General features: G+C 61.5%; 14 protein-coding genes. 11 read left to right on the top strand and 3 right to left on the bottom strand.

The window, feature by feature from the left end; all coding sequences use genetic code 11:
• Window positions 1-6 precede the first annotated feature (6 nt).
• From E5S69_RS08760 to pilV, 10 genes are all read left to right on the top strand, one after another.
• A complete protein-coding gene (locus E5S69_RS08760; protein WP_058698196.1) occupies window positions 7-549 on the top strand; it encodes a toxin co-regulated pilus biosynthesis Q family protein in 543 nt (180 codons plus the stop codon).
• Window positions 546-2,207, top strand: coding sequence for a type II secretion system protein GspD (locus E5S69_RS08755; RefSeq protein ID WP_058698195.1), 1,662 nt, complete (start codon window positions 546-548; stop codon window positions 2,205-2,207). Before E5S69_RS08760 ends, E5S69_RS08755 begins: the two co-directional genes overlap by 4 nt.
• 15 nt (window positions 2,208-2,222) lie before the next feature.
• Window positions 2,223-2,891 carry a type IV pilus biogenesis protein PilP gene (gene pilP, locus E5S69_RS08750; protein ID WP_081050309.1) on the top strand — a complete coding sequence of 223 codons (669 nt, stop codon included), beginning with the start codon at window positions 2,223-2,225 and terminating at the stop codon, window positions 2,889-2,891.
• Window positions 2,892-2,894: 3 nt separating this feature from the next.
• The gene (gene pilO2, locus E5S69_RS08745) at window positions 2,895-4,157 is read left to right on the top strand and encodes a type 4b pilus protein PilO2 (protein ID WP_058698194.1); all 1,263 of its coding nucleotides are present in this window, start codon (window positions 2,895-2,897) and stop codon (window positions 4,155-4,157) included.
• Window positions 4,154-5,956, top strand: coding sequence for a GspE/PulE family protein (locus E5S69_RS08740; RefSeq protein ID WP_058698193.1), 1,803 nt, complete (start codon window positions 4,154-4,156; stop codon window positions 5,954-5,956). Before pilO2 ends, E5S69_RS08740 begins: the two co-directional genes overlap by 4 nt.
• A complete protein-coding gene (locus tag E5S69_RS08735) occupies window positions 5,953-6,993 on the top strand; it encodes a type II secretion system F family protein (protein WP_058698192.1) in 1,041 nt (346 codons plus the stop codon). Before E5S69_RS08740 ends, E5S69_RS08735 begins: the two co-directional genes overlap by 4 nt.
• Window positions 6,994-7,029: 36 nt before the next feature.
• Window positions 7,030-7,530, top strand: a complete 501-nt coding sequence (locus tag E5S69_RS08730; RefSeq protein WP_058698191.1) for a prepilin type IV pili — start codon at window positions 7,030-7,032, stop codon at window positions 7,528-7,530.
• Between the two features lie 128 nt (window positions 7,531-7,658).
• Window positions 7,659-7,910: a hypothetical protein gene (locus tag E5S69_RS08725; protein WP_233528062.1), complete on the top strand. Its 252-nt coding sequence runs from the start codon at window positions 7,659-7,661 to the stop codon at window positions 7,908-7,910.
• Window positions 7,911-8,079: 169 nt separating this feature from the next.
• Window positions 8,080-8,559: a hypothetical protein gene (locus E5S69_RS08720; RefSeq protein WP_058698190.1), complete on the top strand. Its 480-nt coding sequence runs from the start codon at window positions 8,080-8,082 to the stop codon at window positions 8,557-8,559.
• Between the two features lie 7 nt (window positions 8,560-8,566).
• Window positions 8,567-9,814, top strand: a complete 1,248-nt coding sequence (gene pilV, locus E5S69_RS08715) for a shufflon system plasmid conjugative transfer pilus tip adhesin PilV (RefSeq protein ID WP_058698189.1) — start codon at window positions 8,567-8,569, stop codon at window positions 9,812-9,814.
• A 701-nt stretch (window positions 9,815-10,515) separates the two neighbouring features.
• Here the strand turns inward: pilV and E5S69_RS08710 are convergent.
• The 3 genes from E5S69_RS08710 to E5S69_RS08700 all read right to left on the bottom strand — a co-directional run bounded on the left by E5S69_RS08710 (window position 10,516) and on the right by E5S69_RS08700 (window position 14,456).
• Window positions 10,516-11,529: a CAP domain-containing protein gene (locus E5S69_RS08710; RefSeq protein WP_058698188.1), complete on the bottom strand. Its 1,014-nt coding sequence runs from the start codon at window positions 11,527-11,529 to the stop codon at window positions 10,516-10,518.
• 530 nt (window positions 11,530-12,059) lie between these two features.
• Window positions 12,060-13,235 (bottom strand): FlhC family transcriptional regulator, encoded by a 1,176-nt coding sequence (locus E5S69_RS08705; protein WP_058698187.1) that lies wholly within the window; start codon window positions 13,233-13,235, stop codon window positions 12,060-12,062.
• A 12-nt stretch (window positions 13,236-13,247) separates the two neighbouring features.
• Window positions 13,248-14,456 carry a hypothetical protein gene (locus E5S69_RS08700; protein WP_058698186.1) on the bottom strand — a complete coding sequence of 403 codons (1,209 nt, stop codon included), beginning with the start codon at window positions 14,454-14,456 and terminating at the stop codon, window positions 13,248-13,250.
• A gap of 597 nt (window positions 14,457-15,053) precedes the next feature.
• On the opposite strand from E5S69_RS08700, the gene E5S69_RS08695 reads away from it, so the two are divergent.
• Entirely contained in the window at window positions 15,054-15,362 is a 309-nt protein-coding gene (locus tag E5S69_RS08695; protein ID WP_058698185.1) for a hypothetical protein, read from the top strand.
• Window positions 15,363-15,389: the final 27 nt, after the last annotated feature.

The raw sequence follows: 15,389 nt of genomic DNA, 5'->3' as shown, positions 1-15,389 counted from the left end.
ATAGCTATGCGCCAATCCAACCGAACCATCCGCATCGCCGGGGCTATTGCCTCGCTGGTCACCAGTCTGTGCGTCACGCCGGCCGCCAACGCTTCCAAGGCACCCAGCGCGCATCCAGCACAACAACTGTCGAGCGATGGGTGGCAGTCGTTGCAGCCCGAGCGCACCAGCAAGGCCGCCGGCGGGGAGGCACTGCTGGCCGCTGTGTCGCCCATGAGGACCACTGTAACAGGCAGCGCCGTGTTGGGCTCCGGTGACACCTCGCCCGCTGCGGCGGCCGTCGCGCCGGTGGCTCATGAGTTCAGACTCCTCAAAGGGGAGCCCCTCCAACAACAGCTTCAAGGCTGGGCTACCCGGGCTGGCTGGACAGTGGCATGGAACGTCCCGGACGGTTGGATCGTCCCCGGCGACAAAGCTTACGGCAGTGACTTCGAAACGGCCGTCAAGCGTGTCGTCGAAGAGCTCGCGAGCAATGGTGCGGACGTGGTCGGCGATAGCTGGCGCGGCAACCGCACGGTGATCATCAGCCAAAACGGAATAGTGCAATGAGTATGCGAAGGAAACGCTTTACGGCGGCTGCCGTGGCGGCCGCCACGTTGATGTCCGGCTGCGGCGTGATCGAAACACGCAATGTACAAACTGCGATCGGCAGTGAGGCCAACGCGCACTATGCCGATGCGCCGCGCAGCCGGCCGGTGTTCCGTGTGCATGAGGGCGCATGGCTGATGGGAGAGAAGGTTCGCGCAAGCAAGCCACAACCGGACATTTACAGCAAGCATGTGGTGTTCAAAGGCAGCATCGGCTCGCTGACCGAGGCCGCCAACTGGATCGCGCAAAGCGTCGGTGTGCGCGCCACCGTGGACGCGTCGGCGCTGCCAGTCATCCCGGCTCAAGTACAACCGGCATCCGGGCCACGACCAAGTGGGCCTATCCCGATGGGTGGGGCTCCGCGTGTGGTGGACCTGGGTGCTCCGCTGGCCGGCGGAGCCTCGGTATCGGCGAATGGCGCAAGCATGGCGCCGGCATTGCCGTTGACCCTGCGCTATGAAGGCAATTTCAAAGGATTTCTGGAGGTGCTTGAGGCGCATTTTGTCGCGTGGTCTCGCTATAACGACGGCACCGTGACGTTCTTCAGGACCGAGACGCGTACCTACATGCTTCCGAGCCTTGCGGACTCCTCATCCATGGCCGGATCGATCACCACCTCGGACAGCAGTTCCGGCGGCATGTCCGGTGCCAGCAGCAATGGCAGCGGTGCTGGCGGGACCGGCGCGGGTAGGAGCGGTCAGTCGACGAACATGTCGGTCGAGATGAAGCCCTGGGAAACACTCCAGCACACGGCAAAGGCGGTTGCCGGCGCCAGTGCTGAGGTCGTTGTTGACAAGAACTTGGGCACTTTGACGGTCACTGGCGACCCCGTACAGTGCGATCGCGTCGAGCAGTTCGTGAAGAGCCTGGCTGCCATGTATGGCAAGCAGGTTGCCATCGATGTGCAGGTCTATGAAGTCCGCGTAACGCGCGAGGACAACTACGGCCTGAACCTGTCGCTCGCTTACCAAAGCTCGAGCGGCCACACCGGCGTCTCCTTCAGCTCGCCCAGCACGCCGACTATCTCCGGCAGCGCCTCGCCCATGAACCTGGGCGCAACGATCATGAGCGGCCCCCTGGCAGGAAGCAAGGCCGTGGTCCAGGCGCTCTCCAGCCTCGGCAACGTGTCGCAGGTGGTGTCGCGCTCAGGCGTCACCCAGAACGGCAAGGTGCTCGCCCTGCAGACGGCAACCCTGCAGGACTACGTGCCGCAGTCGCAGACGACGTTGGCAGCGAATGTCGGCTCGACCAGTTCCATCCAGACAGGCACCGTGACCTATGGCTTTACCAGCGCGTTCCTGCCCAAGGTCGTCGATGGCCGGATCCTGATGAACTTCGATATGACGTTGTCGGACCTGCTTCCGCTGCAGCGGTTCAACGCAGGCGGCGACGCGAATCAGACCAGCGTGCAGCTGCGCACCATGCCGACCAATCGCTTCGCGCAGTCGGTAAGCCTCAAGCCGGGCGAATCCCTGGTGCTGACAGGCCTGCGCAATCAGAAGGCAGCGACGACCAACAACGGCGTCGGTGAGCCATGGATGGCTGCTCTTGGTGGCGGTGTCGGCGCCACCAGGGGAGACACGGTCATCGCAATCGTGATCTCGGCTCGCCTCCTGTAACACAGAGACAACACTATGCAGAAACGCGCATTGAATCTTCGTTGGGCTGCGGCTGCCTTGACCATCGCCGTTGCTTGTCTGTCGGCGACCGCCACGACCACTGCGGCTCTCGCGTCGCCCAATCCGGCTGCTGCCGCAGTTGCCTCAGTTGGGGCTGCCCACGTGACCTCGCCCCCGGCTTCCAGTCCGACGGCGAAATCGGTCACGGATCCTACCGCAGCGATCGCTGCAGCGAGTGCGACTGCAGGCACCACTGCAGGCGCTCCGGTCGAAGCCACCCAGCCGTCTCGGAACACGGATGCGCCGGAGCTGGCCACCCTGCAGTCGCAGCTCGCGCTGTGGAAGGCCCGTGCGGAGATCGCCAAGTACAAGGCGGAAGTGAAGCGCGCGGAGGACTCGATCACGGCCGCACCTGCGGGGGCGCCGCAGCCAGGCGGGGCACCTTCAATTTCGCTGACCGGTCCGATGCCGACGGGTGGGGCCAGCCCAAGGCTGTCAGATGGGACACGCCTCGTGTCGCTACGCGCCTTCGACGGCCACTACAACGCCATTCTCGATGTCGACGGGCGTACCGTGCCGGTTCAAGCCGGTGACACGCTGGATGGCGGCTGGAAGGTGGTGAGCATCGATGACGCCGGCGTGAGGCTTGCCAACGGCAAGCGCGTGCGCACGCTGAGGCCCTGAGCCATGGCCGAGATCCTGTCATTCCCCGGGCTGAAGGGCGGCTTTGCTATTGGGTTGTCCTGGCTGCACGAGGAGGCACAGCCTACCAATAGCGCCTTGCGTGCAAGCGCTCTGGAGCTTGGCCGCAATGTTCGTTGGGGCGTGGTCCATGAAAGCGCCGAAGGTGCGGTCCAAAGTGGCTTCTGCGAACCCATGGCCGGCGCGAAGCCTGCTGGGCTAAAGCCGCTCGCCGCCATCGTGGCGAGCCAGCATCGTCAGCCATGGATGGGCCTCTTTCACCTGCAAGGCAGCCGCTGCTGGTATGTGGCGGTCAGACAAGGCCATGCCGTCATTACCGGTGGAGATCAAGTCGGCACTCTGGAAGAGTTGACTGCAGTCCGCGCGCAGCATCGGGCGCTTGGCGAATGGACGGAGGTTGAGGGGACGCTGCGCGACCTGGCGGCGATGGCGCGTGCGTCGAAGGGCGTGTCGGCCATGCGGGACGTCCTGACGGGGCCATGGAAGTCGACCGCTTACGTCGCGGCGGCGATCGCGGGGACAGCCGCGCTCGCCGGGGGCGGGTGGTATTGGTATGACCAACAGCAAAAGGCGGAGCGCGAAGCCCAGCTGATGCGTCAACGCGCAATCGCCGCCGCGCAGCGTGCCAATGAGGCCGCGCAGCAACGGGTGTTGCCTTGGGTGGAAGAGGCCGCGCCGGCGGCCTTCCTTCAGGCATGCCGCCGTGCGTGGGACAACCAGGCGCTCGCTGAGGCTGGGTGGACGCTCGCCGGATGGCACTGCAAGCGAGCCACCTCGACGACCATGACGATCGAAACGAACTGGAAGCGGGATGGCGGGATCGCCGCCAATGCGCCGGGTGTGCTCACGTCGGACGGCAATCAGGCGAATGCCTCGTCAAATGTCCCGGCTGCCTTTCTGCCTTCGGCGTCGGCTGTTCATTCCGTTGCGGATGCACAGCGGTCAATGTGGACCTACGCGCACGGCAGTGGCGTGGGCTTGCAGTTGACCATGCCGCCCGCGCTGCCTCCGTCAAATGGCAATCCACCGGTTGATCCCTGGCTTTCCATGACAGCAGATATCTCGTTCGGCGCACCGCCTTGGCTCGGCACGGGCGGAGGTCTTGATGCCGTGCCTGGCTTGCGGCTCACGGAAGTCAGCTACGACGCAGCCACTCAGGCATGGAAGGGAACCGGGAAGCTATACGCACTGCGGGACGGTGCATCGCCGCCGGTAGCGGCCAATCACAACGTCGGAAAACCACGATGATCGGGACCATTTCGCGCCTGTGGCGCAATCCGAGCCGAGATCCTGCCCGTTTCACGGCAATTGCCTTGCGGGCCGAGCCGTCGGTGAAATCCGACGTGCTGACCTTGCCGCCGCCACCGGATGTGTTGGCGCCCCATATCCTCTATCCGAAGACCATTCCGGCAACCTTCGACCGCGTTGCCTGCAACATGAACCGCCTGACGGCTGAGCAAGCGGCGGCTCTGCGTCAGCGCGCGTCCGAGAGCGGACTCTATGTCGAGAATCTCGTCGAGGAGTTCGGCCTCACCAATGATGAAGTGCAGCAGGTGCTGGCGGTGCACGGTTGCGAAATCTACGTGGACGCGCGGCACTTTGGTACGCCTCGCTTCCTTACCTGGGAAGCGAAGCTGCGGCGCAGCGGTGCGGCGCCACAAGTGCGCAAGGTGTCCGCGCAGGAACTCTCGGTATTGCGGCAGCAGCGCGGTACAGGCCTGTTGCAGGATGCAGACCTGCATACGTTGAGCCTGGCGCGCCGGCTGATTGCCGATTGCGCCGTGCTGGTCGCCTCGGATATCCACATCCTGGTCCGTGAGCACCATACCGAGATCCAGGTGCGGGTCAAAGGGGACCTGCGCACGGTCGCCGCCCTGTCCATGCGCAGGGAAGAGGGGGAGCGACTGATCCGGGCAATGTACACGGGCTTGGCCACCGTGAAGGCCGCTACCTACAATCCGCTGGACGTCCAGGATGCGCAGATTGCCGGCGACGCGCTGCCCGGCACGGGCCTTTCCAGTGTGCGGATCGTCCGCGGGCCGGCCTATCCGGTGGAGAGCGGCGGTGGCTTTCTCGTGGCGCGCCTGCAATACCGGGAACATCACCAGGGAGCCAAGAAGTCCGAAGCGCTCGAGGCGGCGAAGCGATTGGACCTTCGGATGCCAGAGAGTCCGATGGGCGATTTCAAGCTCGGCGAGATGGGATACACGCCCTTACAGGTGGAACTGATCTCGCAGTTACTTCGTCGGCCCATGGGGGTGATCGTCGTGACGGGCCCAACCGGCAGCGGCAAGACGACGACGCTCTTCGAGTGCACCCGCCACCAGGCCCGTCTATTCCCCCAGAAGCGGCTGGTCACGATCGAGAACCCGACCGAGTACCCGATGGACTGGGCGATCCAGCTTGTCACGGAAAGCGAACGCTTTCCGGAGATGCTGCGCATGACACTGCGGATGGACCCGGATGCCGTACTGCTGGGCGAAATCCGTGGTGTTGAAGAGGCGATCGCAACGCTGCAGGCCGCGGCCACTGGTCACCTGGTACTGACCACCCTGCACGTGACCGATCCGTTCGAAACCTTCTTGCGGCTCGTCATGCTCGACCACGTGCGTCTGGCGATGGACGTGATCTGCAATCACAACCAGGTCATCGGTCTGATTGCGCAACGGATCGTCCCGTTGCTTTGCTCGGAATGCTGCGTGCCAATTGAAAGCGCGGCAGAACCGCTGCCGGACTACATGATGCGTGCGATGCGCTCTTGGGGGGATCTGTTTGGCGTGCGCGTTCGCGGCGCAGGGTGCGAACACTGCCATGGCGAAGGCATTGTCGGTCAGCAGGCAGTGGCAGAGGTCGTAGTGACCAACGAGGCGCTGATGCAAGACTGCATCAACGACGGGGTGTTGGCGGCGAGGCGCAACCACAGGGCGCGGCCCGGCTCCGACAAGCCGATGATCGCTCACGCCATGGACCTGGTCCTGGCCGGCCGGCTCGATCCGGTTGACGCCGAGCGAAATGTCGATGCCATTCCGATGCGGGAGCAAGTGTGAACGGATTGTCCTGGGGAATGCGGCGGCGCCTGTATCAGCAGGCATCCAGCCAGTTGGAGAATGGGCTGACTCTCGCGCAGGTTCTGGAGGATTTCCGCGAACGGCAAGCTCGGCGCGGCAGAAAGCGCGCGGCCGAGGCGGCGAACGAGGTGGGTCGCCAGGTACGCGACGGCAAGACACTGATGGCGGCAATGGGCGCAAGCCTTAGCGATCTCGAGCGCAGCGTGCTGGACGCGGGTGAGAGGGCGGGGCAATTGCCGGAAGCGATGCGGCTCGTGCTGGACGTTCGGGACCTGACGACACGCCTTCGTCAGAAGCTACAGGCGAGCTTCTTCGCGCCAACGGTGTATCTCGTGACGCTCTACGTGGTCTTGCTGCTGATCGGGGGATACATCGTCCCGCAGTTCCTCGATGTACTGCCGCTCCAAAGATGGACGGACTGGGCCTATGCGATGTACTGGATGGGGCAGTTGGCGGTGGGGTGGCCAGCGCCAGTGATTTTCGGCGGGATCGGTGCATATGCCGGCTGGAGTTGGTGGGCGCTGTCTCGATGGACGGGGCCGGGCAGGCGAGTCTGTGACCGGCACGTGTTCCCGTTCACGGCGTACCGAGAGATTACTGGCTTCACCTGGCTGATGTCCTTCGTCGCACTGTTGCGGGCGAACGTACCTGACACCGTTGCGCTGGAGGGACAGATCAGCTCGGCGTCGCCCTGGCTGGCGTCACGGCTGCGGCCGATCCGTCTTGGGCTTGCTGATGGTCTGGACCTGGCGGAGGCCATGCGTCAGGCCGGCAATGGATTCCCGTCCTTGGATCTAATCGACGAAATCGGCGCATATGCGGGCTTCGATGACTTCACCGAAAAGATCACGGTGGCCGTGCGCCAAAACGCTGAGGTCATCGAGCGGCAGTTGCTCGCCAAAGGGATGGTCATGTCCGCGATCTTCACCGGGTTGATGTTCCTGGCCTTCGTGGTGCTGCAGCTCGGCTCCAACTCTCTCTCATCGATCCTCACGTCCTCGATGGGACAGTTCTAACAAACGGCTTATTTCAAACTCAAAAAGGGGTATCGAATGGATGGAATTCTCGGGCGCATCGTCGCCATTGTCTTGGGCCTGCTCGCACTGGTTGGCATTGCCTACGCGGGTTACAACGGCTTTCAGACCCATAAAGCCGGTGTAGTCGCGACCAACCTCACGCAGCTGATTACGAACGCTCGTGCCGGATTCTCGCAAGGGAACAACGGGTATACCAACTTCACGACGGCGAACATCGCGGCCATGGTTACTGGCGGCATGTTTCCGACGGACATGGTGCGCGGTACGACGCTGGTCGATCCGTGGGGCAATGCAGTGACGCTTTCGTCCGCCAACAATGGCTCGCAGGGCGTGATCACCTTCGGCGGCGGCAACGCACAGACCGCAAAGCAATGCGTAAGCGCAGCCGTGGGTCTCAAGGACTATGTGACGCTGACAGTCGGCTCGACGACGTTCAACCAGGCCAACCTTCCCGACCAGGCGACCGCCGGCGCGGCCTGTAGCGCCACGGCGACCTTCGCTCTGACATTCCAGTGAGTAAGGCGAGCGTGCGGCTACAGCGACCGCTTCTGCATCGGTATCACATCCACGATGGAAGGCAACGTAATCGAGCATGGCACTTTAGGGGTATGACGTGGATGGGATTCTTGGTCGGATCATCGCGATTGTTCTGGGCCAGTTGGCACTCATTGGTAGTTTCCTACGCGGGGTACAACCGCATCCAGAGCCACAAGGCCGGGGCAGTGGCAACCAACATTGCACAGCTGAGCACGATTGCCCGCGCAGGGTTCTCGCAGGGCTACGACGGCTCCACCGAACTTCACGACGGCGATCGTTCCGTCGATGATTACCGGCGGGTGTTCCCGACGGACATGGTTCGCAGCACCACGCTGCTCGATTCCTGGGGCATGCCATGACGCTGTCTTCTGCCAACGGTGGCTCGCAAGGGGTAATTCAGTTTGGTGAAGGCGGCGGTCGGACCGCAAAGCAGGGCGTGAGCGCGGCCCTGCTTCTCAAGGACTGCCGCCTTTACGCTCACCTTCCAGTGAGGTCGAGGGCCCGTGCTGGTTCCTCAGGAGAAATGTCATGGGTTACCTGATCATGCCCATCGCCACGGTCCTGTTTTGTCTTGGATTCGTGGCGCAGCTCGCGCAGTTGTCGCAAGCGGCGCCCGGTGCCGGTGTGCCCGGTCGCATGGAATCGGTGGCAACCATCACCGCACAGCAGGCGCAGGCCTACGGCGCAGCCTGCGTAGCTACGGCCGGCGCGACGCCCGGCCTGGTCGGAGCAAGTGTCACGCCGGTGCTGCCGGCGGGCATGGTGACTCCTGCCGGCGCGGGCTGCATGGCCGTGGCCAACCCAGCTGGGGGGCGGGACGTGTACGGCTATGTGCGCGTGTCCTCAGGGGCGGGCGCGTCGCTGCTCGGCACCACCCAAGGCAGCCTGGCGTGGTTCCGCGTCCGAAGTCAGGGCACGGGCGTCAATCTTGCAACCGGCATGGCGTACAGCGTGCCGGCGAACATTCCCGTTGGGGCGCTGGTCCACTGGGTCCAGCTGAACACCTGAGAAACGCATGGAAGCGATACTCGGATATCTCATCGCGCTGATGCTCTCGATGCTGAGCCTTGCCGGCTTCGCGACGTGGGCGAAAGCCGGCGTCACGAACGTGCAGACCGCAGCCGCGGCGAGCCAGATGCTGGTTTTCGATAAGGCCGCCCTGCAGTTCGTGCAGGACGAAGCCGCAACGCTGGTCGCCCAGGCCACGGCGAGTGTGCCGGTGTCGGTCACGCCGGCGATGCTAGTCAATGGTGGCTATCTGCCCGCTGGTTTCTCAGTGACGAACGTGTTCGGGCAGACGTGGTTGCTCCAGGTCATGCAGCCAACGCCAAACAACCTGCAGGCGCTTGTCACATCGCAGGGCGGCCGTGCCATCACAGACACGCGCCAGCTGGTGCAGATCGCTGCGCAAGCCGGTGCGCAGGGCGGCTTCGTACCATACGCAGGGCAGAACGGAGACCCGACGATGGTGCCAACCAGGGCCTATGGGGCGTACGGCGCGTGGCAGGTGCCGCTGGCGAACTACACCAACCCGGGGAGTGGCCGGCTGGCTTCGTTGTTGGCCTTCACCGGAGCGCAGGCCAATAACGGGTATCTGTACCGGGTCCAGGTACCGGGGCATCCCGAGCTGAACCAGATGCAGACATCGCTCGACCTGGGCGGCAATGACGTCAACAACGCAAGGCGGGTGTCGGCAAACACATCCCTCACAAGCAACGGTGAGACATACCTGACCAGCACCGGAAGCCCAGGCAGCGCATGCGGTGTCGACAAATCGATCCGGACGAGCACAACGGGAACGGGGCTCGTGATTTGCTTCGGCGGCATTTGGCAGCCGATCGGCACGGCCGTCACGAATGTGACCGACGGTACGTGGTGCGGAAACAATGGCCAGCTTGCCACGAGCGGTACAAACGTCGGCTACATCTGCAAAGGGAACCGGTATGTCGCGTTGACCAACGGGTTGGGGAACTTGTCGATCACGCGGAAATTCGAGAACGTATCGGATGGAATGACGTTCTCTAAGGACAACTGCCCTGGCGGCACCGCTTGGGCGATGTACACACCAAGGCAGGAAATGGTGAATATCACTGGAACCGTAATGCCGCCCATTCAAGGAACGTACTTCTCAGTGAACGACTATGGCACCTACTGGTACGCGCAGGCAAGCGCCATGTCGCCAGCGGCTTGGTATAGCGGCAACGATACCGGGGCTCTTGGAGGGCAACTGCTGGGCACCGTCACGACAGGCTGCATGTACTAGAAGCAAGATCGATCTATGAAGCGCATTCTTTTGGCGAGCGTTCTCGCTGCCGAATTCTCAACAGCGGCCGCACAGTTGTACACGTTTCCGGCGTCACCAATGACAGTGGCAGACTGTCCTGCCGGGAAGATCTGGCTCGTCCAGAATGGTCTGGCCACTTGCGGCGCTCCGGCACCGCCCCCGCCGCCACCACCTCCACCACCGCCTCCACCACCGCCAAACACGGTGACGTTTGTGCTTGTTGCTGGCGGCTTTGCGGCGGGTGGCGGCGTGCCGGTTCCAGCGGCTACCCCGTACGCATACTCGTACACATCCCGGCAAGGTTTCGGGGGCAGTAATGTAGAGTATGTGCTGTTCGGCAGTGTCCCCTACGATCAGTTGAAAGCTTCTGGCGGATACGCAGCATTGACGTCTGCGCTGGTCACCGTGAGAAATCCGGGGGCGTCGACGGTCGTGAACGGGTGGGTCATCACTCATGGCACACCGTCAATGCAGTTTCAAGCCGTTACTGGGCCTGGGTTCGACTCGGCCTTGACCGGCGGCGGCAGCAACGGCCCAGGGACGTGCTTCACTTGGACATACCTGGCGCCGGCCAGTGTTTGTAATAACGGCGCTACAGTGCAGTGAGACTAGCCCGCGGAAGAAGAGAAAATGGCCCGCATCGATGCGGGCCATTTCCAATTTTGCAGCTTGGCGCTACGTCAGTATACCGTGAAGCTCCAAGACTTGCTGATGGCTACGCCGTTGCGAGCGCCCGCGAAAGTTGCGGTGTAAGTGCCAGCCGAGAGCGGTTGGGTAGGGAGAAGGAAGGCCACTCCACTGTAGACGTAGGGATCCGAGATAGCCGAAGCGACTGAGCTCGGCTTCGCGGCGCTGGCAACCAGAACTCTGGCGGGAACTGCGTTACCCGCTGGGCCCGTGAGGATAAAGTTTGAGACCGTCAGCACGTCACTTGCATTGGGAGCTGGAACCCTGAACATGACAGGGTGGCCTGCGCTCGGCAGATCTGGTGCCGGGCTTGGCGACTCGGCGGTGGCGGTGAATGTTCCTGGGACGCTTTCGGCGTCGATTGGAGAATAAGCAAAGGCGTTCGTCGCCATTTGCTGTCCACCCCACTGCGGGAGGCCATATCCGCTGCCGTTTGCACCGGTCTTTACGCCAAAATTCATAACGCAATAACCGTCACGAATGGAAAGGCCGATCGTCTCCTGGTTGCTGGTGATGCCCTGCAGGTGATACACCGAGTTCCTAAAGTCCGCCAGGCAGCCGATGGAACCATCTGCCGCTTGGCTGATCCACTGGTCCTTCGAGGCACCCGCGGCTACGCCCTGTTCGTAAGGAGTTGCACCGGTAAAGCCGGGCTTGCCGGCAGTTTCGTCGTGGCCAACCGCAGAATTTGCTTTCAGGTACGCGACGTGGTTGTCCGCGGCAACATCGAGGGCTGTATCTTGCTTCAGGGCACCGACGCCCATCTTGATCCGATAGTCGCTCAGGGCATTGAACGCTGCCAGACGCAGGTCGCCACTGGGGTACGAAGGGGCGGAGACCGTTGTCGCCGGCGGCACCGACGTCGGAGCCTGCGGAACCGTTGGCGTGGTTGGTGTACTCGGCTCCTGCTTGGAGCCACCGTCGTCGCCACCACCACCGCCACATGCGGCCAAAGTGAGCGCCGTGGCCGTGGCCAGGACCGAGAAAGCGAATTTGGAGTTTTGCATTTTTCTTCTCTGATTTTGAATCGGCCGGGGATCGGTCCGTTATTTTTAGCTTAACGTCCGGGGCGCAAAGTCAAGTCCGCGCCCAGCCTTCGGCCGGCGTGAGCATACACGAAGGGGAACACCATCTAGACGACAAACTAAAGCCAACTTTGACCCCCTGAAGGTGGGGCTTCAGCATCAGTGGTGTAAGGGGTCCGGCCGCAGTGGTTGCAAATATGGTGCTGCCGCATGGAGAGGAACCGTTGTTCGCGCCACAGGCGGATGCTGCGCGATCCGCAATAGCAGGCCATGCCAATATTCGTTGCGCATTCGGGATGCTTCTCGCAGTACTGCTGAAGCTTTGGGGTCTCCCTTGACGGCAGCAGATACAGCAGGAAGAGGCCGATGTAATGCGTGCAGAAGCAGATCAACGCCCACTTCCAGCCGCTTCATCCCCATTGCCGCGCGAGCATGTATGCCAGGACCGGGGGCACTACAAAGACGAGAACGAATAGAATAGCGGTACTCATCATCCTTCAGTCCTCTTTGATCTATTTGTGCCGGCGCGCCGCGCCATTTGGACCGCCAAGTAGCCCACTGCAGCCGGGGCAGGAGAATGCGTGGCTGAGTTCAATACGGGGCGCCGCGTTTGCAATGAGATAGGGGGTCCGACATACCCTGCAAGGTGCCAATTCCAATTGCGCATCGGTGGACATGGTTCGGCAAATGTGACATGCCCGATCGGCAGAGATCTTGGACGAAGTTCCGAAGAATTTTTCAAAAAGATCGTAGGCTGCGATGAATGCCTCCGGAACATTGGCGCCGAACGCCAATGCAATGCGATACAGCGTGACGATGGTCGTCGCCTGAAGGCGATGGGTAGGATGTTCGAAGTACCAGGCGGTCGACGTCGGTAGCTGACCGGAGGGAGAGGATTTTCCGTGGATCAGGTGGAACAGCTTGCGGGTACGTGTCGAGGTTATGCCCAGCAGCGATGTGATAGTCGAGGCGCGGCAGTAGCTTCGGACCATCATTTCGCTGTAGACCTTCTTCTGGAATGGCTCCAACCGGAGGTTCGTCCAGCTGTTCTTCGTCGCCAAGCGATCGGCGCGCAGCGGGGTGGAGGTCAGGAAGTGATGCCCTTTCGAATCGGTCCCCAGCCGACTGGAATCAAAGTCGATCCAGAAAGTCTTGCTATGCAGGCGCCAACGGAAAATCGGGAAGTCCACCCGCGCAATGGCCGTGTCAAGGACGTGCTGCGGGAGCGAACGCAGATACTCTGCTAGCTCCTTGGTGATCCCGAGAAGCGGCGCGGCCAGAATGCTGACGTGGAGCAACTCGACCATCAGCCAAATGTAATGGCGATTGTTGTAGAACAAGCGAAGCTTGTCGTCGTTGGTCCAGCCAGGTAACTGAGAACGCAGTGTGTCGACGGCCAGTGTGGTCGTTGTGTTTTCACTCAAGCAACGCCAGTCCTGTACCTCGGAGAGCGTCGGCACGACAACGAGGAACGGGGTGCCCATCAAATCGCGTTGCGTGGCCTCCGCCTTGCGGACCTTGTCGACGCCACCTTTGCCAATATGCAGCATCTGCTCAAGCTCAGGGTGCGCGCCGAGCAGTTCCGCAAGGTGATCGGTGAGGTGATAGTTTGCCGACCGAATCCGATCGCATGTCATCCTGGTGAGTCGCAAACGCTCAAACTCGGCGGTGGGGGAGTGCTGTAGCATAGCTCTTTGCTCTCATCGGGCATTCAGGGCCGAGCGAATGTCGGCGTGGAGACGTGAGACGATGCTGTCGAGCACCGTCAAGGCCGGGCGGAATTCGGAAACGTCTCCGGCCATCTGTACGGCGAGCTGCACCGACGCGAATGTCGAAACGACTTGCTCGAATTCCGTCACCAGTTTGGCGAGTTCATCACGGGCGCGCGCACGCTTATCCAGGACGGACGAGCGTTCTGCGATTTCGTCCTCAATCTGCTGGCGCCGCGACTGGATATCGGCCAGCTCTGCCTTTGCCGCGGAGAGTTCGTCATTCTTGGCGGCCAGGGCGTCTTCCAGGGAGGCGTAGCCTAGCGGAACCACTTGCACTTCAACGGTTTCCGGGCGGGTATTGGCCTTCGAGAACGCCATGCGGTCCTGCAGCTCTCGCTTCTCGCGCTCCAGATCATCGATCTGCATCCGGATAGCGCTGTAGCTCAAGTTTTGCCGGGTCATCTCCTCCCGTACGTGACTCAGCGCTTCCCGATCCGCGTCGCGTTCTGACGCCAATCGTCCGAGCTCAGTGTTGAGGCGCCTAATCTCAAAATCCTTGTCGGCATTCTCGGAAACCGTACTTGCAAGTTCCGCTGTCGCGATGTCCAACTTGGTTTGGACGTCGATAACCTCCTCCTCCTGCTTACGAAGCCGCTCGACGAACTTGCGAATGTCCTTGCGATGGTAGGCCGGGTCGTTCTCCTTGAATTCGATGACCGCGTCAATTTCCTCCGCGGAGTAGTCACGCCGGCGTAGAACCATAAGTTCACCAATATTGAGCTTCGAAAGCGCGCCGTTGTGCTGAAGAAAGCGATGGTAGAGACTCAGGTATAGCTGTGCCTGGCTACGAGTGAGGTCGAGTGCGTCCTCAGCGATGGTGAAGAACATCTCCCGCGCGCGTGACCGTGCCGCTCGGGTGTCGCCATACTCAGCAGCGACGATTTCCGTCGTTGATTCATGCATGAGCTGAAGGTCCGCCCCAAGGTCCTGGAGCAGACGAGAGATCTTGTCCTTCGTGCGCTGAATGTTTCGGACACATTGAAGAAGACGGCTGAATGCGTCCTCGTTGACTGGGACAGTCCCGAGCGCATTGCGTAAGGCTATCTCCGCTCGGGAGACCTCAGGTTGCACAGGGAAATTCACGATGTCTGCCCGCACGGCAGGAACGTCTTCAGTTTTGATTTTTTTCTGCGGCATTTTTCGCTCACTTGGAAGGAACCTGACAACCAGCGTTACGGCCCAGAAGCGTTGTCAAGTCCTCATGGAGAGTACGGAACGTGCGACGCCTTTTGGTCAGCAAAAGCTCTTCATTTAGGGGTGTCATTTGCCGGGACAGGTGCAAAGCTGGTTGCTTATGCTTCGCTTATCGGTACCGTTTGCCCGGGAATTTAGGGGTTTACCCCTAACGTTAGGGGTCGATATTAGACATTCGAAAAACAGAAATAAACAAACCTTAATTTGCGGACGCGACCTCAAACCATGAGCATGCTCATGCGTTTTTCCCGGAAAGCCACCGTGTTTTGGTTAGCTTTCTGCCTACCTTCCTTGATCCTCTGTCGTTAGGATCGTGACAAACCTGCGTTCAGACGCATCGACCTAGTGCGCGCCGAATGGCGGCAGCGCTCAATCTCATAGTCCCCCGCCCACGCCAGCGTGCTTTCGCCATGCGCTACTGCATGCCGCAAGCGCGTTGAAGCGCAGCTGTTCCTCCAGAGATTCCTTGCTCCCTCGGAGCATCGAACCATCGCCTGGCATCTGCCAGGAAATCCCTTGCAACGTTTCTGGAGAGAAACTATGGAATCCTTTGTCACGAATCTCATCAAGCGTCCATTCAAATTCTTCATGCTCTGCATGGTGTTGTACATGGCGTCGCAGTCGTTCATCGTCGGTGCCTTTGTGACCGTCGTTGGACTGTCATTCCTGTATCACCGGGCCATGGTCTGGAACAAGGCCGTGCCCGCAGCGCCGAAGGTTTCGATGCCGGATACCCAATCCAAATCGAAGCACGAATCGCATCAAGTGGGAGATCCGCTCGAGCAACCGTATGAACGCTCGGCTGTGGTGACGCCGCTTCGTCGAGCGGGAACGCACGACCGTTCCTGATCCGTTGCCGCCTCTCTGAGGCGGCGC

This window comes from Cupriavidus necator, from assembly GCF_013141915.1.
Taxonomy (GTDB): Bacteria; Pseudomonadota; Gammaproteobacteria; order Burkholderiales; family Burkholderiaceae; genus Cupriavidus; species Cupriavidus necator_B.
The sequence above is the reverse complement of the archived record's forward strand: the minus strand, read 5'-3'. Positions and strand labels throughout refer to the sequence as shown.

Bases quoted from the DNA above. Each gene is read 5' to 3' on its own strand.
- E5S69_RS08760 (WP_058698196.1), top strand. From the start codon at position 7: ATGCGCCAATCCAACCGAACCATCCGCATCGCCGGGGCTATTGCCTCG.
- E5S69_RS08755 (WP_058698195.1), top strand. From the start codon at position 546: ATGAGTATGCGAAGGAAACGCTTTACGGCGGCTGCCGTGGCGGCCGCC.
- pilP (WP_081050309.1), top strand. From the start codon at position 2,223: ATGCAGAAACGCGCATTGAATCTTCGTTGGGCTGCGGCTGCCTTGACC.
- pilO2 (WP_058698194.1), top strand. From the start codon at position 2,895: ATGGCCGAGATCCTGTCATTCCCCGGGCTGAAGGGCGGCTTTGCTATT.
- E5S69_RS08740 (WP_058698193.1), top strand. From the start codon at position 4,154: ATGATCGGGACCATTTCGCGCCTGTGGCGCAATCCGAGCCGAGATCCT.
- E5S69_RS08730 (WP_058698191.1), top strand. From the start codon at position 7,030: ATGGATGGAATTCTCGGGCGCATCGTCGCCATTGTCTTGGGCCTGCTC.
- E5S69_RS08720 (WP_058698190.1), top strand. From the start codon at position 8,080: ATGGGTTACCTGATCATGCCCATCGCCACGGTCCTGTTTTGTCTTGGA.
- pilV (WP_058698189.1), top strand. From the start codon at position 8,567: ATGGAAGCGATACTCGGATATCTCATCGCGCTGATGCTCTCGATGCTG.
- E5S69_RS08710 (WP_058698188.1), bottom strand. From the start codon at position 11,529: ATGCAAAACTCCAAATTCGCTTTCTCGGTCCTGGCCACGGCCACGGCG.
- E5S69_RS08705 (WP_058698187.1), bottom strand. From the start codon at position 13,235: ATGCTACAGCACTCCCCCACCGCCGAGTTTGAGCGTTTGCGACTCACC.
- E5S69_RS08700 (WP_058698186.1), bottom strand. From the start codon at position 14,456: ATGCCGCAGAAAAAAATCAAAACTGAAGACGTTCCTGCCGTGCGGGCA.
- E5S69_RS08695 (WP_058698185.1), top strand. From the start codon at position 15,054: ATGGAATCCTTTGTCACGAATCTCATCAAGCGTCCATTCAAATTCTTC.